This is a genomic window from Methylophilus sp. Leaf414 (genome assembly GCF_001425425.1).
Taxonomy (GTDB): Bacteria; Pseudomonadota; Gammaproteobacteria; order Burkholderiales; family Methylophilaceae; genus Methylophilus.
Genome location: NZ_LMQQ01000004.1, coordinates 599,900 through 625,853 on the forward strand (window position 1 = coordinate 599,900; position 25,954 = coordinate 625,853).

The 25,954-nt window shown below is 47.4% G+C and carries 23 protein-coding genes; 18 read left to right on the forward strand and 5 right to left on the reverse strand.

The genetic code is table 11. The features are described 5' to 3' along the window. Nucleotides 1-12: 12 nt before the first annotated feature. The 3 genes from ASG24_RS11740 to ASG24_RS11750 all read right to left on the reverse strand — a co-directional run bounded on the left by ASG24_RS11740 (nucleotide 13) and on the right by ASG24_RS11750 (nucleotide 2,679). Nucleotides 13-1,338 carry an MdtA/MuxA family multidrug efflux RND transporter periplasmic adaptor subunit gene (locus ASG24_RS11740; RefSeq protein WP_055871636.1) on the reverse strand — a complete coding sequence of 442 codons (1,326 nt, stop codon included), beginning with the start codon at nucleotides 1,336-1,338 and terminating at the stop codon, nucleotides 13-15. Between the two features lie 115 nt (nucleotides 1,339-1,453). Continuing rightward, the gene (locus ASG24_RS11745) at nucleotides 1,454-1,918 is read right to left on the reverse strand and encodes a cytochrome c (protein WP_055871639.1); all 465 of its coding nucleotides are present in this window, start codon (nucleotides 1,916-1,918) and stop codon (nucleotides 1,454-1,456) included. Nucleotides 1,919-1,956: 38 nt separating this feature from the next. Beyond that, the gene (locus ASG24_RS11750) at nucleotides 1,957-2,679 is read right to left on the reverse strand and encodes a cytochrome b/b6 domain-containing protein (RefSeq protein ID WP_055871642.1); all 723 of its coding nucleotides are present in this window, start codon (nucleotides 2,677-2,679) and stop codon (nucleotides 1,957-1,959) included. Between the two features lie 556 nt (nucleotides 2,680-3,235). On the opposite strand from ASG24_RS11750, the gene ASG24_RS11755 reads away from it, so the two are divergent. From ASG24_RS11755 to ASG24_RS11815, 12 genes are all read left to right on the forward strand, one after another. Then, the gene (locus ASG24_RS11755; protein ID WP_055871645.1) at nucleotides 3,236-5,986 is read left to right on the forward strand and encodes a TonB-dependent receptor domain-containing protein; all 2,751 of its coding nucleotides are present in this window, start codon (nucleotides 3,236-3,238) and stop codon (nucleotides 5,984-5,986) included. Nucleotides 5,987-6,080: 94 nt separating this feature from the next. Continuing rightward, nucleotides 6,081-6,623 (forward strand): heme-binding protein, encoded by a 543-nt coding sequence (locus ASG24_RS11760; protein ID WP_055871648.1) that lies wholly within the window; start codon nucleotides 6,081-6,083, stop codon nucleotides 6,621-6,623. Next, nucleotides 6,607-8,715 carry a protein-disulfide reductase DsbD gene (locus ASG24_RS11765; RefSeq protein ID WP_235562407.1) on the forward strand — a complete coding sequence of 703 codons (2,109 nt, stop codon included), beginning with the start codon at nucleotides 6,607-6,609 and terminating at the stop codon, nucleotides 8,713-8,715. The genes ASG24_RS11760 and ASG24_RS11765 overlap by 17 nt, the downstream gene beginning before the upstream one ends. 34 nt (nucleotides 8,716-8,749) lie before the next feature. Continuing rightward, the gene (locus tag ASG24_RS11770) at nucleotides 8,750-9,370 is read left to right on the forward strand and encodes a redoxin domain-containing protein (protein WP_055871651.1); all 621 of its coding nucleotides are present in this window, start codon (nucleotides 8,750-8,752) and stop codon (nucleotides 9,368-9,370) included. A gap of 69 nt (nucleotides 9,371-9,439) precedes the next feature. Beyond that, complete coding sequence (locus ASG24_RS11775) at nucleotides 9,440-9,724, forward strand: metal/formaldehyde-sensitive transcriptional repressor (protein ID WP_055871654.1); 285 nt, start codon at nucleotides 9,440-9,442, stop codon at nucleotides 9,722-9,724. Between the two features lie 216 nt (nucleotides 9,725-9,940). Further along, nucleotides 9,941-12,025: a TonB-dependent receptor gene (locus ASG24_RS11780; RefSeq protein WP_055871657.1), complete on the forward strand. Its 2,085-nt coding sequence runs from the start codon at nucleotides 9,941-9,943 to the stop codon at nucleotides 12,023-12,025. A gap of 282 nt (nucleotides 12,026-12,307) precedes the next feature. Then, nucleotides 12,308-13,660, forward strand: a complete 1,353-nt coding sequence (locus ASG24_RS11785) for an SMP-30/gluconolactonase/LRE family protein (RefSeq protein ID WP_055871660.1) — start codon at nucleotides 12,308-12,310, stop codon at nucleotides 13,658-13,660. A gap of 31 nt (nucleotides 13,661-13,691) precedes the next feature. Then, nucleotides 13,692-14,579, forward strand: a complete 888-nt coding sequence (locus ASG24_RS11790) for a dienelactone hydrolase family protein (RefSeq protein ID WP_055871662.1) — start codon at nucleotides 13,692-13,694, stop codon at nucleotides 14,577-14,579. A gap of 405 nt (nucleotides 14,580-14,984) precedes the next feature. Beyond that, nucleotides 14,985-15,494 carry a hypothetical protein gene (locus ASG24_RS11800; RefSeq protein WP_055871669.1) on the forward strand — a complete coding sequence of 170 codons (510 nt, stop codon included), beginning with the start codon at nucleotides 14,985-14,987 and terminating at the stop codon, nucleotides 15,492-15,494. Between the two features lie 25 nt (nucleotides 15,495-15,519). Next, entirely contained in the window at nucleotides 15,520-15,996 is a 477-nt protein-coding gene (locus tag ASG24_RS11805) for a DUF6644 family protein (protein ID WP_055871671.1), read from the forward strand. Nucleotides 15,997-16,027: 31 nt separating this feature from the next. After that, entirely contained in the window at nucleotides 16,028-16,642 is a 615-nt protein-coding gene (locus ASG24_RS11810; RefSeq protein WP_055831185.1) for a cytochrome c, read from the forward strand. Nucleotides 16,643-16,756: 114 nt separating this feature from the next. Continuing rightward, nucleotides 16,757-17,329 (forward strand): hypothetical protein, encoded by a 573-nt coding sequence (locus ASG24_RS11815; protein ID WP_055871674.1) that lies wholly within the window; start codon nucleotides 16,757-16,759, stop codon nucleotides 17,327-17,329. Nucleotides 17,330-17,331: 2 nt separating this feature from the next. Here ASG24_RS11815 and ASG24_RS11820 read toward each other — a convergent pair whose 3' ends face one another. Both ASG24_RS11820 and ASG24_RS11825 read right to left on the reverse strand, forming a co-directional pair. After that, nucleotides 17,332-18,750, reverse strand: a complete 1,419-nt coding sequence (locus ASG24_RS11820) for a PepSY domain-containing protein (RefSeq protein WP_082488086.1) — start codon at nucleotides 18,748-18,750, stop codon at nucleotides 17,332-17,334. Nucleotides 18,751-18,773: 23 nt separating this feature from the next. Further along, a complete protein-coding gene (locus tag ASG24_RS11825; RefSeq protein ID WP_055871681.1) occupies nucleotides 18,774-20,906 on the reverse strand; it encodes a TonB-dependent siderophore receptor in 2,133 nt (710 codons plus the stop codon). 343 nt (nucleotides 20,907-21,249) lie between these two features. Between ASG24_RS11825 and ASG24_RS11830 the strand changes: the two genes are divergently transcribed. The 6 genes from ASG24_RS11830 to ASG24_RS11855 all read left to right on the forward strand — a co-directional run bounded on the left by ASG24_RS11830 (nucleotide 21,250) and on the right by ASG24_RS11855 (nucleotide 25,946). Further along, nucleotides 21,250-22,365: a sigma-54-dependent Fis family transcriptional regulator gene (locus ASG24_RS11830; RefSeq protein ID WP_082488087.1), complete on the forward strand. Its 1,116-nt coding sequence runs from the start codon at nucleotides 21,250-21,252 to the stop codon at nucleotides 22,363-22,365. A gap of 268 nt (nucleotides 22,366-22,633) precedes the next feature. Next, nucleotides 22,634-23,479 (forward strand): energy transducer TonB, encoded by an 846-nt coding sequence (locus ASG24_RS11835; protein ID WP_055871685.1) that lies wholly within the window; start codon nucleotides 22,634-22,636, stop codon nucleotides 23,477-23,479. A gap of 12 nt (nucleotides 23,480-23,491) precedes the next feature. After that, nucleotides 23,492-24,220, forward strand: coding sequence for a MotA/TolQ/ExbB proton channel family protein (locus tag ASG24_RS11840; RefSeq protein WP_055871688.1), 729 nt, complete (start codon nucleotides 23,492-23,494; stop codon nucleotides 24,218-24,220). Further along, nucleotides 24,220-24,624, forward strand: coding sequence for a biopolymer transporter ExbD (locus ASG24_RS11845; protein ID WP_055831195.1), 405 nt, complete (start codon nucleotides 24,220-24,222; stop codon nucleotides 24,622-24,624). Before ASG24_RS11840 ends, ASG24_RS11845 begins: the two co-directional genes overlap by 1 nt. A 98-nt stretch (nucleotides 24,625-24,722) precedes the next feature. Then, nucleotides 24,723-25,103, forward strand: a complete 381-nt coding sequence (locus ASG24_RS11850) for a DUF6152 family protein (protein ID WP_235562408.1) — start codon at nucleotides 24,723-24,725, stop codon at nucleotides 25,101-25,103. 42 nt (nucleotides 25,104-25,145) lie between these two features. Next, the gene (locus ASG24_RS11855; protein ID WP_235562409.1) at nucleotides 25,146-25,946 is read left to right on the forward strand and encodes a hypothetical protein; all 801 of its coding nucleotides are present in this window, start codon (nucleotides 25,146-25,148) and stop codon (nucleotides 25,944-25,946) included. Nucleotides 25,947-25,954: the final 8 nt, after the last annotated feature.

Sequence of the window (25,954 nt, forward strand, 5' to 3'; positions counted from 1 at the left end):
CCAGTGCGCTGCTTAAGCAGGCGCATCCGAACGGCGTTTATGTGTCTGGTCCGGAGAGCCAGCACCGTGAGGACGCCTGGATTTTTTTTCGGCACCTGGCTCGTCTTTATCGTCAAATGCATTGGCCGGGTTTTTAATTTTTACTTTGGCATTCTGTTTCAGTTTATCTATGCCGCTGCTGACTACCTGGTCATTTACAGCGAGACCATTTGTGATGGCTGCAATTTCACCGGTAGTGTGACCAACGGTGACCGGCTGCAGGATGACCTTGTCGCCTTTCTCGTCACGCACAATCTTGTAAACAAAGGAGCCGTCCGGCCCATGCTGTAAAGCATTGACCGGAATCACACTGGCATTGCGTATGGTGTCGCTATACAGGCGGACATTGATGAACTGGTTGGGAAACAGGCGATTGTCTTCATTGGAAAATTCCGCCTTGAGTTTCAGCGTGCCAGAGGTGGTGTCAATCTGGTTATCAATACTGGTCAAAAAGCCGTTGGCCAGCCTGGTATTATTTGCTTTGTCCCAGGCTTCCACCTTGAATTTATGATGGCTGCCTGGTGTATGTGTCTGTTGGACCAGCTGCGTGATTTTGTCTTCAGGCAGTGTAAACACCACATGAATCGGGTGGATGGCGTTAATAACTGCAATCGGGTTTGTGGTAGTGATATTGTTGCCGCTATCTACCTGGCGTAAACCGATACGGCCACTGACCGGAGCAATAATATTGGTATAACCGAGTTGCAGCCTGGCATTCTCCACCGAGGCGTGGTCAGCTTGTACCGTACCCTGGTATTGTTGTACCAGTGAAGCCTGTGAGTCTACCTGTTGTGACGCAATCGAATCTTGCGATTGCAGCGTTTTAAAACGCTCCAGGTCAATCTGGCTGTTTTTCAGCAATGCCTGGTTGCGTACGGCCTGGCCCTGGATTTGTGCCAGCGCCGTTTCAAATGGTTTCGGGTCTATCTTTGCCAGCAACTGCCCTTGTTTCACCAGTTCACCTTCTTTAAAAGCCACCTGTATCAGCTGACCGTTGACGCGGCTGGTAACAGTGACTACCGCGGAGGGAATTGCAGTGCCCAAGGCCGAATGGATGATAGGCACATCGGCTTTGACAACCACTGTCACCAACACTGGCACAGGTTTGTCACCACGATGGCGACCACTGGCAGGCCCATGTTTACCTCCATTTTTATGGTCTGCATCATGAGATGCGGCAGGGTCTGCTTCATCCGCAACAACTCCATTCCGTGCTTCATAAGCCCGCCAAAGCCATATGGAACCCCCGATCAGGATCACACTGAATAAGGCTAGAAATATTAGTTTTTTAAATGACATACTGGCTCATGCATCTACAGGCGGTTAAGGGGTTTGTTTAATTGCTATACATACGCACGGCGGCTGACAAATGCCAGCCGCCGTGCATGTTCAAAATAGAAACAAACAGGAATGTTTATTTCACATCTTTTTCCCTGAAGCTGTCATGGCAGGATTTGCATGACTGCGTCAGTTTGCCAAACTTGGCCTTGATCTGGCCTACATCGCCAGTGGCCGCTACCTTGGCAAACTCATTGGCTTCCAGGTTGAACTGCAAAGCTGCCTTTTTCGCTTCTTCAGGCTTTTCAAAGAACTCGGATTTTAATCTGGTTTTTTTCCAGCCTTCACCTTTGTCTGTGCCAGGGCCATATAACGCGCCCAGTCCCGAATTCGCAGCAGCAGCAATTGCATTCGCCGCGGCAACTATTTCTTCTTTTGACAGTGTATCCGGATTGTCCAGTTGGGTTTTGATTTTGTTGGTATTCCAGCCAATAAAGCTGTAAGCAGATTGACGGAACTTGATCTGATCTTCAATCGGGCCAGCAGAAGCTGCTGCTCCTTGCAACATCAAAAGCGCGCACAGGATTGTCTGAATTTTCATGTATTTTTTCCTTGAAATGATGATAAAAACGCCTGTCGTTACCATGCATGCTGTGAAGCAGGCACAACTGGGGCAGGCGGGGGCTGGTAAAAAAAGGTATGCGCTTGCGGGCTGAACAGCAGCCAGGTCAATGCGCCAGCAGTGATTACACTAAACAGTAAGCGCCATCCCAGCCTTTTACCGATAGGCGGAAGCGTTAATGAGGCGGCAAGGTGCACGGACTTTTTCCCACTGATCATTGGTTTTAACAGGTTGTCTTTTTTGAATAACCCGTAGAAAACGATAGCGAGGACATGCAAAACGATCAGGCCCAGCAATACATTAAACAGCAGGGCATGTAATTCGGACATCTGGTCGCTCAGTGCTTCATCTGCATATTTGGCTAACGGACCTTGCAGCGTGATGTCATCACTTGCAATTACGCCGGTCGCAACCATCCCCGCCAGTAATAACAGGAGCGCAATCACTGACAATGCTCCGGTTGGCGTGTGTCCAACGCCCTGCCATGAACTTTTAAAGTAATTCAGCAACTTGCGCGGGGTAGGGAAGAACTGGGTAAATCTGGCGGTGGGTGTGCCAACAATCCCCCAATTTAAACGGAATAACACCAGGAAAGTAATGGTCAGACCCGCATACCAGTGGATATCCACATCCAGCCAGTCAGTTTTCACAGACAGATATGAAACTGCTACCGTAATGACCAATAGCCAATGAAAAAGTCGTAGTGGAAGGTCCCAGACTTTTATGGTGGTGTCTTGCATGTGTCGCTTAAATTCCAGTTGCTTTAATTAATAGACAAATAAGTCCGGATAAAAAAGTTAGTCATCAATAAGGTGATGCTTTCAGCGATGACTATTAGCAGAAAATATGCCATGTTGTTTTGCCGCCCATCTGATTGGATAATTTATGCAGTACATGTTTTAACAGGCTGATTTTTATATACAAATTTTTTAAAGGTGGTTATCTCAAAATCGCGATATTTTGTGATTCTGAGCTAGTACTGTTTGTATCTGAGCAGTTTTAAAAACAAACTGTTGATATAGAAGCAGCTTCAGGTGTGCTTTGAAAATTGACGATTTGTTTCAATGGCAACAGTCTGTTCTGGCAAGTGTTGAAATTTAAACAGCTGTTTTAAATATAAATATAATTCAAAATAATTTCTTATTAATTTATTGGTTATAGTTTGCCCGATAATGCATTGATTTTAATGAAGTAAAAATTATTTGTTTTACTTCAAACAAGGTTTCTTAATGATTGGCATAGCAATTGCCAATACGGTCCCTGAGTTTATAAGCATAAATAACCAGGGAGACCTTAATGACTGTACTAAAAGTCAGAAGAGCAATAAGAGCTGTTGATAATAAAACAGCCATCGTATTTAAAAGAAAAGTGCTGCAATCTGCAGTGAGTCTGGCCATTGGTGCAACACTTGTAGTCCCAGGCCTTTCAATGGCTGCGGATCCTACAGTAGCTGATTTGCAAGCGGAGAATGAACGCCTTAAAAAAGAACTTGAAAGCCTGAAACAAAGCCTGAATTCAAAAAAAACAGATAGCACTGCGGCGAGTAATGAAGAAGCTGATTCAGCAGCAGACGCCGCACCAGCACCAAAAACCAAGCAGGCAGCAAAAGCAGAGGAAGAAGAGCGCATTACACAAAATGTGCTGGATTCGCTGATCGTCACTGCACGTGCGCGTGAAGAAATCGCACAAGATGTACCACTGCCGGTTGAAGTGATTGGCGGCAAGCGTCTGGATCGTGACAATATCGTCACGATAAACGAACTGGTCAAAGCAGTCCCCAACCTGGGTGTGTTTGGCAGTAATCCACGCCAGACCAGTATTTCGATTCGTGGTATCGGTAAAAACAGTGCTAACGACACCTTGGAACCTGGGGTCGGCGTCATTGTTGACGGTGTTGTGAGCTCTTATGTAGGTCAGTCATGGAACGACTTTAACGACCTGGACCGTATTGAAGTGTTGCGCGGCCCTCAAGGAACCTTGCTCGGTAAAAACACTACTTTGGGTGCGATCAATATCACCACTAAAGCCCCTAGTTTTACACCCGGTTATAACGTAGAGGGCCGTGTGGGCGAGTATGACCAGATGATAGGTAAGTTCTCTGCCACAGGGCCGTTAGTAGATGACCTGCTGGCGTACCGTGCCTCGTTCTTTTTTAACAAACAGAATGGGATGCTGGATAACGTCTGGCAAAGCAACGGACCTTCCAGTAACGAAACATGGAATGAGACCAATCGTATTGGCGGCCGCGTACAATTCCTTCTGACACCTAGCGAAAACTTGTCTATCCGTACCATTCTAGACAGAACGCAAACAGTGGAGAATGGTAACAAATCTTTGCTAACTGAGGATCCTATAGCATTTGCAAATGGCCCAACAAGAGGGACTACATTTACTACCCGCTTAGGTCGTCCTTACTTTAATAATCCTGATGGGTCGCGTTTTCAACCAGTTATCGGCAATGGCAATAATATTCAAGACTCTCAGGCACGTCCACAACGTACTGATCAAGGTGGTATTTCAGTACAGGCTAACTGGAATGTGAATGATGCCTACAGCCTGACCTCCATCACAGCATATCGTGGTCAAGAGTTCGATATTAAAAATGGTGGTAATACCAAATTTGATATCGGCAATGGAGGCCAGCAATTGAGCAACCGTCAGTTTTCTCAAGAGTTACGCCTGAATTATGTTGGCGATAAGGCTTACGATTACCAAGTTGGTTTGTACTATTTGAATGCCAGTGTCTATTCAGATGATCCGAGTTATTTTGGAGCTGATGCTGGTGCTTTTAATGCTACCAATACCCAATGGACAGCTTTGCAGGCACAGCGTTATCGTACTCTGCTCAGGGATTCGCAAGATGGTGTCTATCGTTCTTATGTATTGAATCCAACTACCGAGAGTTATGCTGCCTTCGGTCAAATTAACTGGCACTTGACCGAAAAAGCCACTTTGACGTTGGGTTTACGTAATACATTGGAGTTTAAAGATGGACGTAATAAACGTGAGCTAGACCGCGCAGGAAAAGGTCTTACCAATGCGGCTGGTACAGATGATTCAAAAGCAGCAGATTATGGCCTGACCTTAACCCCAGGCGGTAATACTGCTGATGATCGTGCATGGGCCGCAGCCAAAGAATTATACCGTTCGGCTATTGGTACAATTAATAACCCGAATGGGATTTATGATTGGCGCGATGGTCAAAGTATTCGGGATAGCTCCATCGGTTGGCTTATTAATCCAAGTTATAAACTGAATGAATCCACATTGTTGTATGCGTCTGCTGCACGTGGAGAAAAATCGGGTGCCGTTGAATTTAATGCGGATCCTAGCAGTCCTGACTATGGTAGGCCTCTTAATGTGAAGCCTGAAAAAGCATTAGATTTTGAACTTGGTTTCAAAACATTGTTGTTTGATAACCGTTTATTGTTGAATGCCAATTTGTATTACACGCAGGTAAAAGATTATCAGGGTAATGTCACCGTACCAGCACCGACTACGCAAGATCCAGAAGCAATCCGTGGTTATTTGGGGAATATTCCTGAAGTCATTGCACGCGGCCTGGAATTCACAACTGCTTTTGCTGCCACGCCTAATCTTCGTTTGAATCTAAGTGGTGCTTACAATGATTCTTACTATAAAGAATTTGATAGCACTACAACAGATGTACAAACTCCAAGGTTAGTCGATTTCTCAGGACGACAGTTACATGGCGCTCCGCGAGTTACATTGAGCTACGGTGCCGACTATAACTACTTCTTTGGTTCAGGTTATCGCGCGCATTTCTTCGTCAATAACTCATATCGTTCAGGAACTTATATTGGCGCGACCCAAGCGGCAAGCACCTATCAGGACTCTTACAATATTACGGATGGCGGTGTAGGTATAGGTAGTGCTAGTGACAAATGGGAGTTTACTCTGATAGCTAGAAACCTGTTTGATAAATACTACGTTACTGGAGCAAGTACATACAGTTCATCTGCCCCTATCAGTGAACAACCAGGTTATGGACGCACACTTGGCATTGCTTTCCGTGCCAGGATGTAAATGGATGACTACCTAATTATTTAGCCAGATATGCTGCGTCGCTTTCTCAAAGAGAGGTGACGCTTAAGCATTTATAAGACTTAGAAAGAATGTTATGAAAAAATTATCAGTAAGTGTTTTTCTGGTTTTGTTGTACGCAGGTCTGGCGAATCCGGTGATGGCCGAAGATCCTCCCTCACCCCCAGCCAATACGCCTGCCAGGGTGCCTGCCGCCAAAGGGCCATCACTTGCGCTGGCGGTTGAAGCAGCAAAAGTTGCCGTTGAAGCCTGTGCCGCAGATGGTTCGCAAACTGTCGCTGCCAGTGTGGTCGATTCTGCAGGCGTGTTAAAAGCTTTGCTGGCAGCAGATGGCACTTCACCACGAGGCGTCAGTTCCAGCACAGTCAAGGCGCAGACCGCGCTGCAATACAAGAAAAGCACCAGCGCTTTGTTCGAGCAGGCAAAAACAGATAAGGCATTTGCTGATGCTGTCGCTGCTAACCCCAATATCAATGGTCGTCCCGGCGGTATCCTGATTAAGGTTGGTGACGAAATTATCGGCGCAATTGGTGTAGGTGGTGGCCGTACGGATGAGCCTTGCGCCATTGCCGGTTTACAGAAAATCCAGGCAGGCTCGCACAATGATGTTCAAAGGTAATTCCATCAGAAACCTGATGTTGTGGGTCCTCTGGATGGGATTAAGCTTGCCTGTCATGGCGGCTTCAAATCAGGCCAGCACACCGCAGGTGACAGCCACCTTGATTTCTTCACATAGCCACATTGCGCCAGGTGAGCAAATTATTTTGGGGATCAAACTCGATATTCTGCCTCACTGGCATACCTATTGGCGTAACCCTGGGGACTCCGGAACGGTGACTACCATAGGCTGGAAATTTTCCCAGCCAGTAGAGGCGGGTGATGTGGTCTGGCCATTGCCGGATCGTTTCAAAATGGGCCCGATTGTGAATTACGGCTATGAAAATAGCGTGACATTACCCACGCCGTTGAAATTGCCAGCCGATTTAAAACCTGGCAAGCCGCTGAAAGTGCAGGCGGTGGTCGACTGGCTGGTGTGCAAGGAAGAGTGTATTCCACAGCAAGTTGTTTTATCGCTGGATTTGCCAGTGGTAGCCGCTGGCCAAGGGCAGAAAACTGCTGCCCCCGATATCGATCTGGCATTGGAAAGACAGCCTGCCAAAGTAAGCTGGCCTGTCCGTTTGCAAGGCAGTGATGGTTCATTGACATTACTGGTAGATGCGCCCGAACTGGCTGATGCAGCAGTGAAGGATATCTGGTTCTACCCTTACGAATGGGGAAAGATTGCCCAAAGCCATGAGCAGGTAGTTACAAAAACCGCTACTGGAATCGCCATAGAATTGCATGCCGGAGATATGCCGCTGCAACCCGGCGAAGCACTGGAAGGCGTGTTAATTGCAAAGGGGCAGAACATTGAAACCAGCGGTTATTTACTGAATCCCAAACTGCAAACCGTGACTGAATCCAGTCCCGCTGAAACAGGCACTGACAGCCTGTTGCTGGCGATTTTTCTGGCGTTCGCAGGCGGCATGGTCCTCAACCTGATGCCTTGTGTGTTTCCGGTACTGTCTATCAAAGCACTTTCTCTCATCTCGCATTCCAGTCTCGGTCGCGGTGAGCTGATCAGGCAAGGGCTTGTTTATACCCTTGGTGTGGTTGTCAGCTTCGTTGCGCTAGCCCTGGTTCTGGTGTTGTTAAAAGCGGGTGGGGCACAGGTGGGCTGGGGCTTCCAGTTCCAGTCACCATGGTTTGTGTTCCTGATGGCTTACCTGATGTTTACTGTCGGCTTGAATTTATCCGGCGTGTTTACCATTGGTGGCGGTATTAGTGGCGTAGGCAGTCATCTGGCGGATAAGCCTGGTTATTGGGGCAGTTTCTTTACTGGTGTACTCGCCACTGTTGTGGCGACGCCTTGTACTGCACCATTTATGGCCGCTGCCTTAGGGTTTGCGCTGGCGCGCCCAGCACATGAATTGATAGTGATTTTTATCAGTCTCGGTCTGGGCCTGGCATTTCCTTATCTGCTGCTCACCAGTTGGCCTGGCCTGCAAAAAGCATTGCCAAAACCGGGTATATGGATGGAATACACCAAGCAGTTTTTTGCATTCCCCATGTATGCAGCCGCCGTGTGGCTGGTGTGGGTGCTGGCCCAGCAGCAAGGCGAGCTGGCGGTGGTGCTGGTCCTCAGTGGTTTTGTATTAATTGCATTGGCTGCATGGATCTATTCCATCAGCAGGGGTGCTTCATCCATCAGGCTTAAATTTGCAAATGCTGGCGTAGTGCTGGTGGTGGGACTTGCTATCGGGCTGGTCACTTTACTGGCCGAAACTTCCACTGAAGCTTTGCCTGATAAACAGGCTAAATCCCTAAAACAAAATTGGCAGCCGTATTCGGCCGAAAAACTTGAGTCCCTGCTGGCAGAAGGCAAACCGGTGTTCCTGAATTTTACTGCGGCCTGGTGCATCAGTTGCCTGGTCAATGAAAAGGTCGCGCTTAGCCAGCCGGAAGTCGTAGAGGCATTCGAACAACAGGGAATTACGTATTTAAAAGGTGACTGGACCAACAAAGATGCCGAAATCACCAAAATTCTGACTAAGTTCGGGCGCAGTGGTGTGCCCTTGTACGTGTTTTATCCCCCGGGACATGCCGGTAAGCCGATTGAGCTGCCACAGATTCTGACGCCAGCCAGTGTGCTTTCCCATATCCAACCTTAATTAACCACAACTTTTATACAACCCAGGAGCTATCATGCAAATTAAGCAAATTTTTACTCATACCTTGATCGGTTTGGCGATTGGCGTATTCAGCCAGTCAGTTTCTGCAGAAGCCATTATAGATAAACCGGCACCGGCATTCACTGGCACTACTGCGGATGGCGGCAAGCTCAGCCTGGATTCGCTGAAAGGCAAAACAGTGGTGCTGGAGTGGACCAACCACGAATGCCCGTTTGTAAAAAAACACTATGAAAGTGGTAATATTCCACAACTGCAAAAAGACGCAGCCGCTAAGAATATTGTATGGGTACAAGTAAACTCATCCGCAGAAGGTAAACAAGGCCATGTGAGTGGTGCAGAAGCCACCAAACTGAATGAATCCAGAAGCGCAAAACCTGCTTATGTGGTGTTGGATGCGGATGGCAAAATCGGCCAGGCTTACGGCGCACAGACGACACCGCACATTTACATTGTTGATCCTAAAGGCATCCTACTCTACAAAGGCGGCATTGATGACATTCCAACTGCCAAAGTAGAAGATCTGCCAAAAGCAAACAACTACGTGCGCGAAGTATGGGCAGCATTGGCTGATGGCAAGAAAGTGCCGCACGCCAGCACCAAGCCTTATGGTTGCTCAATTAAGTATTCAAGCTAATTCTCTCGACTTGACCATCAATGCCGGGAGCTAGTTATTCTGCCCCCGGCATTATTTTTAAGGAACACCATGTCTCACATCACGGAAAATAATAAAAAACTTGGCCTGCGCATTAACCGTATTAAGGGTCAAATCGATGCGCTGGAAAAGTCACTATATAACGGGGTGGCATGCGCTAATTTTCTTCACCAAGTCGCTTCAGTACGCGGCGCAATTGACGGTTTGATGTCAGAAGCATTGGAAGGACATATCCGCGAGCATTTGGGACATGCGCACCAAAACGATGGAGCTGGGCACAATCATCAGGAAGACCTGGATGAAGTGATCAATGTGCTCAAAACCTATCTCAAGTAACTCCAGCCTACCAGTCCTGCTGTTGTAAATCATACATCTGCTACAAAACTGTGCAGATTGCAACAACACGTGTCCGTATTCATTCTGCTAACTGATTGATTTTATTGACAACGATGTTTGGCACAACTCCTGCTATCCCAATCCCCTGATAGGGAAGCCCCCTATCCATTATTATCGTCGTCGCTTTTGTCATAACGAAATAAATAAGGGATTTAGATGTATAAGAAGAATAATGGCTGGTGCGGGTTGATGGCACTATTGGCGACCGCATGGACAACTTCCGTAAATGCTGAAGCCAAAGATACATTACCGGCCATTGAAGTCAGAGCCGAAATCCATGCATTGATTGGAGTTGCGGATTCTGCTTCAGATGGCAAAGTGACTGAAAAACAATTGGCGCACCGGCCATTCTTGCGCCCCGGTGAAGTGCTGGAAACCGTGCCTGGTTTGATCGTCACCCAGCATTCGGGCGATGGCAAAGCCAACCAGTATTTCCTGCGCGGCTTTAATCTGGATCATGGCAGTGACTTTGCTACTTATGTGAACGGTATGCCTATCAATATGGTCAGCCATGCTCACGGCCAGGGCTATATGGACCTTAATTTCTTGATTCCGGAACTGATAGGAGGCCTGCGTTACCAGAAAGGCCCTTATGCCGCTGAAGATGGAGATTTTAATACGACTGGTTCGGCGCGTATCCAATACAAACGCTCGCTCAAAACGCCTTTCGCAGCATTGACCGTTGGTGAATACCAGTACCAACGTTTTTTGACAGCCGGAAGTGCTGAGTGGAACGGCCGCCAGCTGTTGGGTGCTGCTGAACTGGTTGGGTATGATGGCCCGTGGGACCAGTCGCAAAACCTGAACAAGGTCAATCTGCATGGCAGTATCAGTGAAGGGACAGCCAGTGACGGTTACACCATTACTGCCATGGCCTATAAAAGCACCTGGGTAGCCAGCGAGCATGTGCCACAACGGGCCATTGATAGTGGCGAGATTGGCCGTTTTGGTACCTTGGTCACCAATGATGGCGGCAAAACTCATCGCATCAGTTTGTCAGGTGAATGGAACCAGAGTGATGAGCGTTCTTCAAGGAAAATCAATGCCTGGGTGATAGACTATGGCTTAAACCTTTTCAGTGCGCCATCAGGTTATATCAACGGCCCTGATGGCGACCAGCATGAGCAAGAAGATCACAGAATTCTGTTTGGCGGTCAGGCCGAAAAGCATTGGTTATTACCTGAGGGCTGGTTTAATACTGAAGTGATTGCCGGTGCGCAGTTGCGCCATGACCGCATCGGAGCTCTGGGTTTGTATGACACGGTCAATCGTGTGCGTACCAATACCGTCAGTCAAAATAAGGTTAACCAGACCGGCAGCGCTCTTTATACTGAACTGAAAACGCCTTGGTTATCCTGGCTGCGCACTAATGTCGGCTTACGGTATGACACCATTTCTGCCGATGTAAATGCCCGTGGCGGCCAATTCAACCTGTCGAATGGCGGCAGTGAGACTGCACATCAGGTTAGCCCTAAGTTGGGTTTAGCGATTGCACCATTCAATCAACTTGAATTTTATGCTAACTGGGGCCGCGGTTTCCATAGTAATGATATCCGTGGTGCCGTCATCACTAATAATGCAGTTGATGGCTTGCCAGCCGAGCGGGTGCCATTACTCGCCAAAAGTACAGGCGGTGAAATAGGACTGCGTGCAGCACCATTTGAAGGTTGGCAAACAGCATTGGCAGTGTGGCAGGTAAAATCTGCTTCCGAATTGGTGTTTGTTGGCGACGAAGGAATCACTGAACCACGCGGTAGTTCACATCGCTACGGGGTTGAGTGGACTAACCATCTGACTTTGTCAGATTATTTCTTCCTGGATGCCGATCTGGCGTTATCAAAAGCCAGGTTTGACCGTGAAGAAAATGGTGGCCGTCATGTGCCTAACGCTATCCCGGTAAGTGCATCGCTGGCGGCTAACTATGATGATGGCAGCCATTGGTCCGGCGGCATCAGGGTACGTTATATCGGTTCTTATGCATTGGAAGAAACCGGTACGCAAACATCATCTTCATTTTTGACAGCAAACGCCAGGCTGGACTATCAATTCAACCCACACTGGCAACTGTCTGCCAGCATCCTTAATCTGTTGAATCGCAAGGCAAATGACATCGAGTATTGGGGCGGCGCCTGCTCGCGTCAGGATGGGGCAGGTTGCGGCGGTGGACAGGGCATTGATGGACGTCTGGTTCATCCGCTGGAACCACGCACATTACGCGTAGGTTTGCGCTACAACTTTTAAGACTAATGATTGTTTCTAATGCAACATGCTGATACGGCAACTGTTGCATAGTAAACAGCCTGGTAAATCCCTTTGAATGGCACGTGATTAACGTGCCATTTTCATTTTATAAAATTCCTTTTTAGATCAATTGATTAGATAGAAAAACTCCAGGCCTGAAGCTAGTCATCCCACACTTCAAAAGCTGGCACGCAGGTTGCAATAGTAATGGCCGATATCGCATGTCATGGTCACGGCTATGCATGTATTGCATCACTCTGTTAGACCTATAAAAGGATTACAATGAAAAAAATTCACCTGGTAGTGGCTTCACTATTTCTTTCTGCGGCAACGTTATCTTATGCCGGCGGTGTAAGTAACACTGGCGCAACAAATACTGCACCAGCCAATACACAAGAAGCGAAAAAACCACCTATCTCAAAAAAACTGGATAAAGCGGATGTGGATGCCATCCTTGCCAAACCTAGCGACTACGTGCTGATCGATCTTCGTCGCCCTGATGAGCTGATCAAGATTGGCGGCTTTCCTGTATACCTGAACATCCAGTCCAAAGAACTTGAACAATACCTGGATTACATCCCTAAAGATAAACAGATTGCTACTATTTCCAACCATGCCGGTCGAGCCCATGCAGCTGCTGATTTGCTGATTGGGAAAGGCTACAAAGTAGTGGGTGCGATTGGCGTGCAGGATTACGAAGCACAGGGCGGTGCACTGACCCGCATCACACCGCCAGCGCCGAAGTATGAAGTAAATGCCGATATTCCAGGCGTAGTCGCCAAAGGCACGAAATACGAGTTTCTTTATGAAGGTTTTGAAGGCACTGAAGGTCCTATCACTTTGCCTGACGGTTCGGCTATCTTTACTGAGACTCGCGCCAACCGCATTACACAATTAAAAGAAGACCGTGGTGTTTCGATTTTCCTGCAGAACAGTAACGGTTCTAATGGCCTGGCATTTACACCAAAGGGTGACCTGATCTCGGTGCAAAACCTGAAACCGCAAGTAGGTATCGTTTATCCGGCCGGCCATGAAAAAGTGCTGTCTAACAACTTTGAGGGCAAACCTTTCCAGCGTCCGAATGATTTGGTGCTGGACAAAAAAGGCGGCATTTACTTCACTGACATCGGTGTGATACCCAAGCCTGAAGAAAAAGATGCGGAAGCAGCCCGCCCTGCGGTGTACTACATCACGCCTGATGGGAAAACTACCCGTGTTATCAATGACCTCAAGCGTCCTAACGGTGTACAGTTGAGCACAGACGAAAAAGTATTGTACGTGGCTGATACTGCCAACCAATTCCTGATCGCCTACGACATCAAGGCTGATGGCTCATTATCCAACAAGCGTGATTTCGCCAAGCTGGATGGTTACCAGAAAAACCCGGCAGGTGAGTTTGCCAGTGGTGCAGATGGTATTGCGATTGACGCTGAAAACCGTGTCTATGTGGCTACCAACTCCGGTGTAGAGGTATTTTCTGCCAAAGGTGAGAAGCTGGGTATTATTGCTTTGCCTAACAAACCACAGAATCTGGCTTTTGCCGGCAAGGACAAGAAAACCCTGGTGGTAGTTGGCCGTGGCGCCGCTTACCGTATCCCATTGCTGGCACAAGGCTTCCTTGGCCGCGCTAAATAACCATTGATCACTGACATTACGGAGAATTTGAATGACGCAAAAAACAGCGAAGGATTTTCATCCGGAAGTATTGGGGCTGTTTGACAAGTTTGTGCACGGGGATATCAGTCGGCGTGACTTTCTGAATCAGGCTGGTAAATATACAGTTGCTGGGGTGACTGCCAGCGGCCTGCTGGCGGCTTTGACGCCCAAATTTGCCCAGGCCAAGCAAGTCGAAGAGTCTGATGTGCGGATCAAGGCAGAGTACATTGAAATTGATTCGCCCAATGGTTACGGCAAAGTGCGCGGCTATCTTGTCACGCCAGCCAATGCCAAAGGCAAGTTGCCGACTGTGCTGGTTGTGCATGAAAACCGCGGCTTGAACCCGCATATTGAAGATATCGCGCGCCGTCTGGCTGTGGATGGCTTTATCGCATTTGCCCCTGATGCCTTATTTCCGCTCGGTGGATATCCTGGCGATGAAGACAAGGCGCGTGAACTTTTCCAGAAGCTGGACCAGGCTAAAAGCCGTGAAGATTTTATTGCCTCAGCGGCTGCACTGAAAAAACTGCCGCAAGGTAATGGCAAAGTTGGCGTGGTCGGCTTTTGTTATGGCGGCGGTATTTCCAATTTCCTGGCGACTAAAGTCTCCGATCTTGGGGCAGCCGTCCCTTTCTATGGTGGGCAGCCTGCTGATGAAGAAGTCGCCAAAATCAAGGCGCCTTTATTGCTGCATTATGCAGGCCAGGATGAACGCATCAATGCTGGTTGGCCTAAATATGAGGCCGCACTAAAAGCCGCAAAAGTGAATTATCAGGCGTTTATTTACCCTGATGTCCAGCATGGTTTCAATAACGATACAACGCCGCGATACGACGCGGAAGCTGCAAAGTTAGCCTGGGGAAGGACGGTGCAGTTTTTCCGTCAACACCTGGCCTGACTATCTCCCCGCAGCAATTAAGCTGACATCAGTAAATTGCTGCAATCTCTGTGTATGTTATGCCCTGATTAAATCCCTCTTTAATGGGGGCAGGGCGTAGCATACCTTTCTTTTTTGTTGTCCTTCTATTTTCACTCATTGCTGGGTAATCAACACCCTCTCGAGCCATTTGTTGCGCAGGCAACAGCCGCTTCCTGGTATCAGCATCAATCATTGTGCGGTTTGTTGATAAATGATATATAAATCATATACTTAAACAAGTATTTTGCTTGGGCTAATAGATGGCATGGAGTCTGCTATAGCCATAGGGGATAAGCCTATAAAAAAAAGTATTGAAGCGGATGATTGCTACTAAATACTGAGATTTGGGCCTAATCGTATCAGCTACTATTTTTAGGGACATTCATGACCATTATTCAATTTCTACAAATTCTGCATGACTCAGAGTTTGGTACCAGTGTGCGCGAATCACTGTATCTGTTTCCGTTGCTGGAAGGCATTCATTTGATCGGACTGGCACTATCGGTGGGCTTGATTATAGCAACTGATCTACGGCTGATTGGGGTATTCCTCAAGCAAGTGCCCGTCAATGAAGTGCTGCATAATTTCAGGCCTTATGTATTGGTGGGTTTCCTGATCACCTTTGTCACCGGCATTATTTTGTTATGGGCTGAAGGCCCGCGTATCTGGGAAATACCGGTTTTCCCACTCAAACTGGCACTCATTGTGGTCGCCGGTTTCAATGCACTTTGGTTTGAACTGAAGTTTGGCAGGACTGTACAAGTATGGGGTCAGCAGGCTCAATTTCCGGCAGGCGCCAAGCTGGCAGGCTGGGTTTCGCTGATTTCATGGAGCGGCGTCGTTATATTGGGGCGGTTGATTCCATACCTTGAAGCAACCCAATCCAGATTCTAATCTAAGTAATTGCGAGAACCAGATCATGACCACAGAAGCTTTTTTTAATGAACTACAAACCAATCAGGTAAGCCTGTATATTTCGCAGCTGAATGCATTTGCCGGTGCAGTTGCACAACTATTTCATATACTGGGATTCCTGCTGATTTTAACTGCCGTATTAATCGTAAACCTGCGCCTGATTGGGTTTGGATTGCGCAAGCAACCCATCCCTTACCTGGCTAAAGTCACTAATCCCTTGATCCTGGCTGGATTGGTACTGGTTGCCATATCCGGCTTGTTTATTCTTCTGCCGAGCGCGTCATTGTATTACCCGAATCCTGCATTCTGGCTGAAGTTCTATCTGCTGGCCGCGGTACTGGTAGTGCATTTCACGATCACAAGGTTGGTGACGCGTAAAGAAAATCCAAAACCTGTGGTCGCAATATCCGCAGCAATACTGAGCCTCACCCTGTGGTTTGGGGTTGCATTTGCAGGACGTGCAATCGGTTTTTTGAATTAGACTCCAATCGCAATAGAAAGCAAGTTTATACATGAATGTAAAGGTAGTGTTTTTAACCACGTTTTATCTGGTGATTACTGCGTGCAGTAAACAAACAACAGAAATACCGGACGGAATCAAGCCATTTGGCACCTTGCAGGAGCTGATGCTTTCGGTGATTGACCCTCATGTGGACCCTATCTGGAATTCCGTCTCCACTACGGTCACAAAAGAGGGGGTTGAGGAAAAAGCACCTGCTACAGATGCAGAGTGGGCTGTACTCCGGCAGCATGCCATTGCGTTGATAGAGGCCGGTAATTTATTGCAGATCCCTGACCGGCAGGTTGCGGTGACCGGGGCCAGTACTTCCATACACCCTGTTGAAGAAGACCCCAAAAAGATTGAGGAGCTGATCCGCAATAATCACGCTGATTTTGCCTTAAAAGCTCAGGGGCTGCAGGAAGCAACCAAAATTGCGCTAATCGCAATTGATGAGAAAAATCCTGAGGCTTTGCTTAAAGCTGGCGAGGGTATAGAAAAAGCTTGTGAAGCTTGCCACTCTGCCTATTGGTACCCGAATGATAAGCGCCCTGTTTCATGGAAGCCATTAGGTCAGGCTGAGTCAGGGCTATTCGCACGTTTAATCAAGCTTGCAGATGTAAGTTAGCAATTCACTGATTGGCTCAACCGGAATAGCTTCTGCTTTTTCAGAAGGCTATTCCGGTTTTTTTGTTTCAGCTAAACTCATTGATGAACCCACTGTTAAAGCGGAGCCAACACCATGTCAAAAAATATCGTGGATGCCAATTACCGGTTTATTTCTGCTTCGCAAGAGGTCAATGCGCGCATTACGCAACGGCAGCAGGCCCTGACCCTGTATGTGACGCTGACAGTCAGTTTGCTTGCAGCCCTGGTGGCACTTAAACCTTCTGGTGCAGCGAGTGACCCTTTACCTATAGAATGGTTGGTGCTTGGATTCCCCGTGGCTTCGACTAGTCTTGCATTCCTGGATTACAAATCAGAACGAGCAATTACCAATCTTCGCCGTTTCCTGTCCGAGCTTGAGAGGCTGGATAATGCCCATACGCATATGCCAAGCTATAACACTGATCCGAAATGGGCGATGGGGGCCAATAAGGCCCGCCGCTTTCATGATTATGCCGCGGCAGTGTTAGTAGCAGGCGGAAATGCCATCGGCTTGGGCGCATTTGTCAGTATTTATCCGGAGCAGATTGTTGAGCATCCGGCTATGATATTGATTGCCATAGCAGGGGCGATAGGGTCTTTAATCGCTTTGCTGTGGATTCCCAAATGGAGTTATATTCCTTCTGAGTTGCGCCGCAATCATTATTAGGTTTAACGTTGCAATGCCAAACGTTTAAAGCCATAGTAAAGGCCGGTCAGACTAATAGCCAGCCCGGCGATAGATAGCATAATTATTAACAGCCTGCGCCAGAATTGCGGTTCAATCCCCGGGAAGTTCCATGTGTGCAGTGCCGTAAACAGCCATCGATAAGATCGGCTACGCGTATCCTGGCTGGAAACAATTTCCCCTGTGACTGCATTGATGTAATAGCTCACATTAGAATCACCCGCAAAACTGGCGCGCACGATAGGAAGGTGCTTGTTTTCCGGTGTGTAATAGGCGTCTCCTTGTTCAGGGAGCCATTCGATAGATGTCAGAGATGCTGTTTTTAAATTCCTGACAGCTGCCTGTAATTGTTGCAGTGTGTATGCAGGCAATGCATTGCCGCTCACCGCGTCTATCCTTTGGGTCTTATCCAAAAGATGGCTAATGACACCTACTTTTCCCGAAAATGAGGTCCATTCAAGGAGTTTTGTCTCGGCCGAAAAATGGTCTGGTAGTCGGTAATCATCTAAAGAAACCGGCTGGCCTTGCCACTTATGTAATTCTTGATCGGATAAACTGCGGTCAGACAGCCAGTTTAGCGGTGTCATCGAAAGCCAGCCGCTGAATAACCAGGTAAATAAAATCAACCCCAGTGCATAACCCGCAACATGATGTATACGCATAAGGCCGCGATAGGGGGTATGTCGATTTCGGCTATAACGTGAAGCCAGCCGCATTCTTAATATACCTATCCAGATGCCAATCGCCGATAACGCAATAGCAAAACCGGCGGGCCATAAAATCACTTGCCGCCAGACCTCTCTGTTAGCGCGCAACTCTGTGAAGTAAACCCAGTGGGTGATTGAACCCAGCCAGTTCCAGAATCTTTCATGCCGGCTGGTTTCAAGCACAACCTGGCCCGTACGGCTGGATATATATATTTCTGACTTGCTGTCGTTATCGAGCGAAACTTTATAAAGCGGGCGGTGTGGATTCAGCCTGCCGGAAAAAGACCACTGATCAAGTGCAATCAAACTCACTTTACTAACGTGTTCCGCCGGTTGGAAAGCCAGTGCATTACGGATAGCCATTTCACCATCAATGACAACTCTACTCCCGGAGTCGGCCCAGACCGCACGCCAGTGATCTGTTAAAAAATAGTATACCGGTCGGCTTTGTTGCATCTCCAGCTGGATTTTTATTGGAGTTGTCTCTAGAGATTGTCCAGAAATTGAATGCCAGGCGGTTTCGGGTGAAACCTTTACCAAATCGCGCTGTAATGTCTGCAGGTGACCCAGCTGTTCTTCATTTGTGAGAGAGGGGTAGCTGACAAATAACATCACTACCCCGGATAACAGCCAGAGCACGACGAGTGGGCCAAGAATAAGGCCCAGCCATCGATGGGTAAGATACAGATATCGCAAAACAACTAACTCAAGATGCTTGCTTAAAAGTTAAACTCGCCCCTGATTTCGGCACGGCGAGATTCACCAATGAGAAACTGCTCGGTATCGTAAGAGACAGCAGCATACAGCTTGTTGGTCAAATTGCGGATGCTGCCACGCAGTGTGACATTTTTATTAATGTGCCAAGCTACATTAGCGTCATAAACGGTATAGCCAGGCAATTTTGTCGTATTGGCATTATTCGAATAACGTTCACCAACGAAACGTGCACCTAGTCCGGCTTGCCACAATGGTTGCTGATAGAAAACCCATGCATTAGCTACACGCTCCGGAACATCCACTGGGGTGTTACCTGCACGCGAAATACCCGCACTACCTTCACGCAATTCGTCATATTGAGCATCCAGAATAGCAAGGTTAAAGTCTGTGCGCCAATGATCAAGCGGTAGTAATGAAGCAGAAAACTCTATGCCCCTGGACGATTGCTTACCACCTTGTACCGTCTGCGTTGGGTTGCTGGGATCACGCGTGAGAATATCATCCTTGCTGATATCGTACATAGCCACAGTAAACTCGCCTTTCCGATTCTCGAGCACATGCTTGATACCAATTTCAGCCTGCTCTGCCGAGGTAAGTTTAAAGTTGCGATTGTTTGAACGTGTGCTAACAATCGTAGAGACAGGGTCAGAACCTTGACTCCATTGACCATATAGTGATGTGTTCGGTGAGAACAGGTAAGTAGCACCCAGACGGAATGAGAAGGGGGAGAACTGCTTGTTGTAATCAGTGGTTCTGTAAGGAAGGGTGGCAGTATGATCGAGGTCGATCCAGTCTTGGCGAAGACCTGCACTTAAGGTCAGGTCAGGCGTAATGTGAAATGCGTCTTCTACAAACAAGGCTTGTTGCACTGTCTTGGAGGTAAATTCCTTTAGCGTTGGGTCTATGGTTTGAAACAAGCCAGGATTGCTGTTGCTAATATCAACCGTACTACTCGGATCATTGCCCAGGTAGAAGTTGTCAAAATACTGGAAATCAACTCGAGCAACTTCATAGCCAACAGACCATTTGTTTTCATGATTCCAAAGCTCACTCGTGCCGGCGAGAATAGTTTGGTCACCCAACTGCCTTTGTTTGTGCTGTATCTCGGTATAAGTGTTCCTGTCGACGGTATTAGGAGTAGCGCCTAAAGCGTACAATTCAACTCCACGCCAATGCCTGCGTGAGTTAAACCAGTACGCTGTGTTAGTAAGTTTCAGAGAGTCTGAAATATCCCATTCCAATTTGGCTTTCAATCTGTCATCCAGGAATTCTTGAATAGCATTGTCTACATTGTAATTCTCGTCACGCAGCTCACTTTTAATCCGGCCATTCTTTAATGGGATGCCAGTGTAATTCATAGGATTTTCATCACTATGATCATAGATAAAGTTCAGCTTGAGCGTATCACTAGGCTTGATCTCAAAATTAGTCATTAGCTTGTGGCTGTAATAACGTCCATCATCCACATGTCCCTGACCGCCCGAAGCCGATGCATCAATACGTACGGCGGCTACTTCACCCACTGGTGCTGTGCCGCCTATCCCTAAACGATAGGCGCCTTGTGTGCCACCACTCACCAGGCCTTGCAATGAAAATTCACGACTAGGTGCTTTGCGGATGCTGTTCACAATGCCGCCGACTGAAGCGTCACCGAACAGTACTGATGACGGGCCACGCAATACTTCGAATCTGTCATAGCCCCAACTATCGGAGGGGTAGGTGATGGTCGTAGCCGCGACTAGCAAACGTATCCCATCTTCTGCCTGGGCTACTGAGTTGTTGCCGGTGAAGCCACGGGCAGAGTAAGCTACACCGGTGCCCAGGTTGCTAATATCTGTGAAACCAGTAGTACGGGAAACAGCTTCGCGTATGCTGAAATCGCCACGAAGTTTCACTGTTTCGGCATCCAGTGTTTCAACACTGGCGGGGGTTTCCAGATTGGTTAATCCAAGGCGGCTACCAGTACTGGTTTTCGCTTTCAAATTAATAGACGACTCTTGTTCTTGTTTACCTTTCACTTCCACAGCAGGCAATTCTTCTTCAGCAGCCATTGCTTCTTGAAATTCTGTTAAAGCTGCCAGTGATAAAAATAAAGCAGATAAATACGAATATGAGGGCTTAGCTCGGCGTGACATGAATCAATTCTTTCTAGTTATAAATACAGTTATTTTTATAGGGGGGTGGCCTATATAAATAGGGGAGGCGCCTATAGTACCCGATTCATAGCAGAATGTGTGCCACATTATTAAAAACTTTTTTAATCAATGGCTTGTATGCTTTGTGCTTTTTATTTAAATGTTGCCTCTGTTGATTTTGCAGCAATTGACTATTCAGAACTGTTGCAGTGCCAGCAGTAGAATTGCCGATTTTTTAATAACTATTTGATATAAATGAATGACAAAATGTTATTTGTAATTATTATGTAGCAAGCGTATCTTTCACGTTTTTGAAAATAAATACCACGTGACGGATACACAAATGGCGAGAAATGATCGTGACAATGCGGGCGAGGGAGTATGGACAACATCCGAGTTTGATGAAAACCTTTCGGGAGAGGACAAGATTGTTCTTTTTCCCAATCCACAACGTTTAAGTTTATCCGTTAGAGCAAGCGCACTCATTTATTCTGATGAGAAATCCAAACAGTTACTTTCTTTGATTGAAAAGGTAGCACCAAGTGATGCTACTGCTTTGATTAAAGGTGAAACTGGGACGGGCAAGGAGTTGGTAGCAAGACATATCCATAATTTAAGCCCAAGAAAAGCGGGCCCATTTGCGGCCATCAATTGCGGTGCCTTTTCAGAAACATTGGTTGAAAGTGAATTATTCGGTTACGAGCGAGGTGCGTTTACCGGCGCCGTCGGCTCCAAAAAAGGATGGTTCGAGACTGCCAACGGCGGGACTTTATTCCTGGATGAAATCGGAGATTTACCTCTCTCCACCCAGGTGAAGTTGCTCAGGGTTTTACAGGAGCGTGAAGTGACGCCGATAGGTTCCCGAAAACCGGTTCCAATTGATGTGCGGCTGATAGCTGCGACCAATGTGAACCTGGTGGAAGCCGTGAATGCAGGCAGGTTCAGGGAAGACTTGTACTACCGGATTAAAGTGGTCCCCATTGAGATCCCGCCTTTGCGAGATCGTAAGGGGGATATTTTGCCTCTGGTTGAACATTTTCTGGAGGTCTATCGCAATCGCTTGCATACGGTGAAGCCGCAGCTGACATCAGACACAATTAAATTGATGAATGATTATCCATGGCCGGGAAATATCCGCGAACTGGAAAATGTCATTCACCGGGCATTACTGGTGTGCGACGGCAAATTGCTGAAGCCATCGGATTTGAACTTGCCAAGTTTACAAAGTCTTGCAGGCTCCGGGGTAAGCAATAGTTTGTCACTTGAAGATCAGATGGATGCTTTGCTGAGTGAATATATCAAACTGGAGCCAGATGAATTGCTTGAGAATTGCGTTAAAAGAATAGTGCTCAAAGCTTATGAATATTCACACCAGAACCAAGTGCAAACGGCGCGGGTGCTGGGGATTAGCCGTAATGTGTTAAGGGCTTATTTAAAGCAATACGGGATTATCCAGTAATTAACTTTTGCTAGTTTTTAACAGGTAGTCTCAAACGCCACTCAAGAAAACGAGTGGCTTTTTTGTAGCCATGAGGACTGTTTGCCACGCAACAGTAGTTGTTTCTACAGAGACAGTTAACCATTGGAAGAAATGCGATTTATGTCTTAACCAATTGAATATTAATAGTTTTTTATGTTGGCACAAAAATTGTATATATAAAGCAATATTTCATGGATGTACAAAGCAAGAGATTATGCATATGTACGCTTGCTTAAGGGAATAATTGATGTCGAGTTCACTAAGTCGTTATGTAGTTGATGCATTTGATGACAAAACTTTTAGCCAGTTGGCAAAGCCAACGGCACAATTGGCTGCAAAACTGGAGCGGATTGCTATCAAGCAAGGGTTGCAGTTTGATGGCGAGCTAAAAAAGAGTGTTTACATTTGGGCTGGTACAGGCATTGTTTTACTGCACCTGGCTGCCGTATGGGCATATCTTAATTACGAGCAGCCTCCTTTAGTTGTTGAACCTAAGCATGAGGTGGCGATTGAGTTTATCAAACCTGAAATTCCACCGCCGGTGGTAGAGCCGCCTCCGCCACCACCGCCTCCGCCGCCACCAAAAGTACAGAAAGTAGCTCCGCCGCCACCCCAGCCCATCGCAGCACTTAAAACGGCGCCTGCGGTTGAAAATGTGGCGCCGACTGATTTGACTGTGCAAGAAAACACCAAGGCAGAGGCAACCAGTGCGCCGGTGATGGCAGCCAGCGGTCCGTTGGATAAAAGCGCACCGATACCTGAAGTTTCTCCACCACCAGCACCGCCTGCGCCCAAGGTTGAAGAACCTGTAACAGAAGCTTCTGCTAACGCAGGCTATTTGAATAACCCCAAACCTGATTATCCCGGTGCGGCATTAAGAAACGGGTGGGGTGGAACAGTCATATTGCGTGTACGAGTGTTGGCAAGCGGAGCCCCTGAGAGTGCAACAGTCAAAAAATCAACCGGTAAGAAAGTACTTGATGATGCGGCTGTAAATACTGTCATGAAATGGACTTTCGTACCCTCTAAGCGTGGCAGCACACCTATCGATGGCTGGGCTACTGTGCCAATTATTTTTAATCCTGAACAATAAGGAATTTAGATTATGTTAGAAGTATCTTCATCAACATCTGCAGTCGTACAAGGCGTATTGATTGCATTAGTCATCGGCTCAATTTTCACCTGGGTTTTGATTTTAATTAAGGCCTATCAGGTGTGGCTGATCCGCCGTCAAAACGTTAAATTCCGTGGCGCATTCTGGTCTGCGTCCGATTTGAATGCAGCTTCTAAGTTAGAAGGGCATGCAGGCCCTGCTTATCGTGTCGCCCAAGTGGGTTTTCATGCACTGAAAGAGTTTGATGCTTCATCAGGCGCTGGTGGTGATCTGCAGCACTCCGGTGACCGCCAGGATGTACTGGAGCGTGCGTTAAAACAGCAGATTAAAAAAGAGCGTTTTATCCGTGAAGCCGGTCTGGTAGTGCTGGCTAGTATTGGTAGTACTGCGCCATTCGTCGGTCTGTTTGGTACGGTGTGGGGCATTATGCACGCGCTGACTGACATCAGCCGCCTGGGCTCTGCCAGCCTTGAAGTCGTTGCAGGCCCGATTGGTGAAGCATTGATTGCGACTGCAATTGGTATTGCTGTAGCGGTGCCGGCGGTGCTTGCCTATAACTTCTTCCTGCGCCGCTTGAAGACCAGCAGCGACAACCTGGATGATTTTGCCGCAGACTTGATCAAAGTATCCCGCCGCGTGACTTTCCAGCCACGTATTGAAACTGGCAGTACAACTCAAGAAGCTAATGTAGTGCGTAACCTGAAAGGAGCGATAGCTTAATGTCTTTTAGTTCAAGCGATGGCGACGACGTCCTGAGTGAGATCAACGTAACCCCGTTAGTGGATGTGATGTTGGTATTGCTGGTGGCATTTATTGTGACTGCCCCGGTGATGACCAATGCAATCTCCGTGAATTTGCCTAAAACGGTTGCAACCAAACCTACCGACCAGCTTAAACCTGTGACATTAAGTGTAGACGCCAAAGGCGATGTTTACGTGGATAAAGACCAAGTGCCCTTGACCGAGCTTGAAAGCAAGTTGAAAACGATTTACCAGCAACGTCCGGAACAGGTGTTTCATCTGAGTTCAGACGATGAAGTGAATTACGGGTCTGTTGCAAAGGTGATGGCGATAGTGGAACGTGTTGGCATATCCAAATTGGCTGTATTGACTAAAGCTGAGTAATACAAGCATTAGAGAAAATAGTGGAGATTTAAAGAATGACTAAATTAAATAGTTTTGTGTGCTTTAAGGGGACTTTAGCCGTCATAACTAGCGGCTTAATGTTAAGTGCACAGAATGTGACTGCACACCATGCTTTTTCGGCAGAGTTTGATGCTTTGAAGCCGATTGAAATTAAAGGTGTGGTCACCAAAGCCGAGTGGGTGAACCCGCATAGCTGGGTATATGTTGATGTAAAAGAAGCCGATGGCACTGTCAGCAACTGGGGATTTGAGTTTGGGGCACCTTTCAGCCTCAAACAAAAAGGCCTGACCAAAACTGTGTTGCCATCAGGTACTGAAGTAGTCATCAATGGTTATTTATCGAAGAATGGTAAGAAATTCGCCTATTCCACTTCTATCAAATTGGCCGATGGCCGGGTATTCCAGACTGGCGGTGCACAGGACGCACCGACATTGCCGTCTGCAGGTACCACTAACTAATGTCACTGATGACAAAAAATTAAAAGAATGGGATTTCAGTTGATGCCTTTAAAGATGCAATCCGGGCAACGTGTGAAAGAAATAGCGACCTTGCTGTCTTTCATGGTGTTGGCCTTTTTTTTACCGGTCGATCATGTATTTGCCCACGATGCCAAAATTCCTCGCGGAGCTGACAAAAAGCCGGATTTTTCCGGTATATGGGAGACCACCAGTTCGGCAGATGAAGATTTGGAGCCGCATATTGCACGCGCTGATGCTTCTTCTGGTGTGGGTGTGGTGGAGGGTGGAGAGATTCCTTACCTGCCGCAAGCTCTAGAGCAGCGAAAGAAGAATTTTGAAAACAGGTTCACCGCCGATCCACGCTTGAGAGGTGCCACGCTCGGCGTACCACGTGGCATCTATTACCGTGAACCCATCCAGCTATTCCAGCGGCCACGTGATATCACTATCGTGCATCAATTTGGACACTCGGTACGCACTATACACACCAACAATACCGAGCATCCTGATGATCCTAACGACTGGTGGTTAGGCGACTCCCGTGGTCATTGGGAAGGCGATACCCTGGTTGTTGACGTGAAGCACTTTAATGATAAAACCTGGCTGGATCGTTCAGGTAACTTTCACAGTGATGCACTGCACGTTGTGGAGCGCTGGAAGCTGGCTGATGCTAACACGATTGAATACAAGGCCACGATTGAAGACAAAAATGTGTTTAGCCGTCCATGGAACATTACTGTTTATTTGCATCGCCACCCAGAAAAAAACTTTCAGCTCATTGAAGATTACCGCTACACCCTCGAGTACGAGCAACATTACCCGCCAAAGCCGGACACTAAATAGCTCAGTAA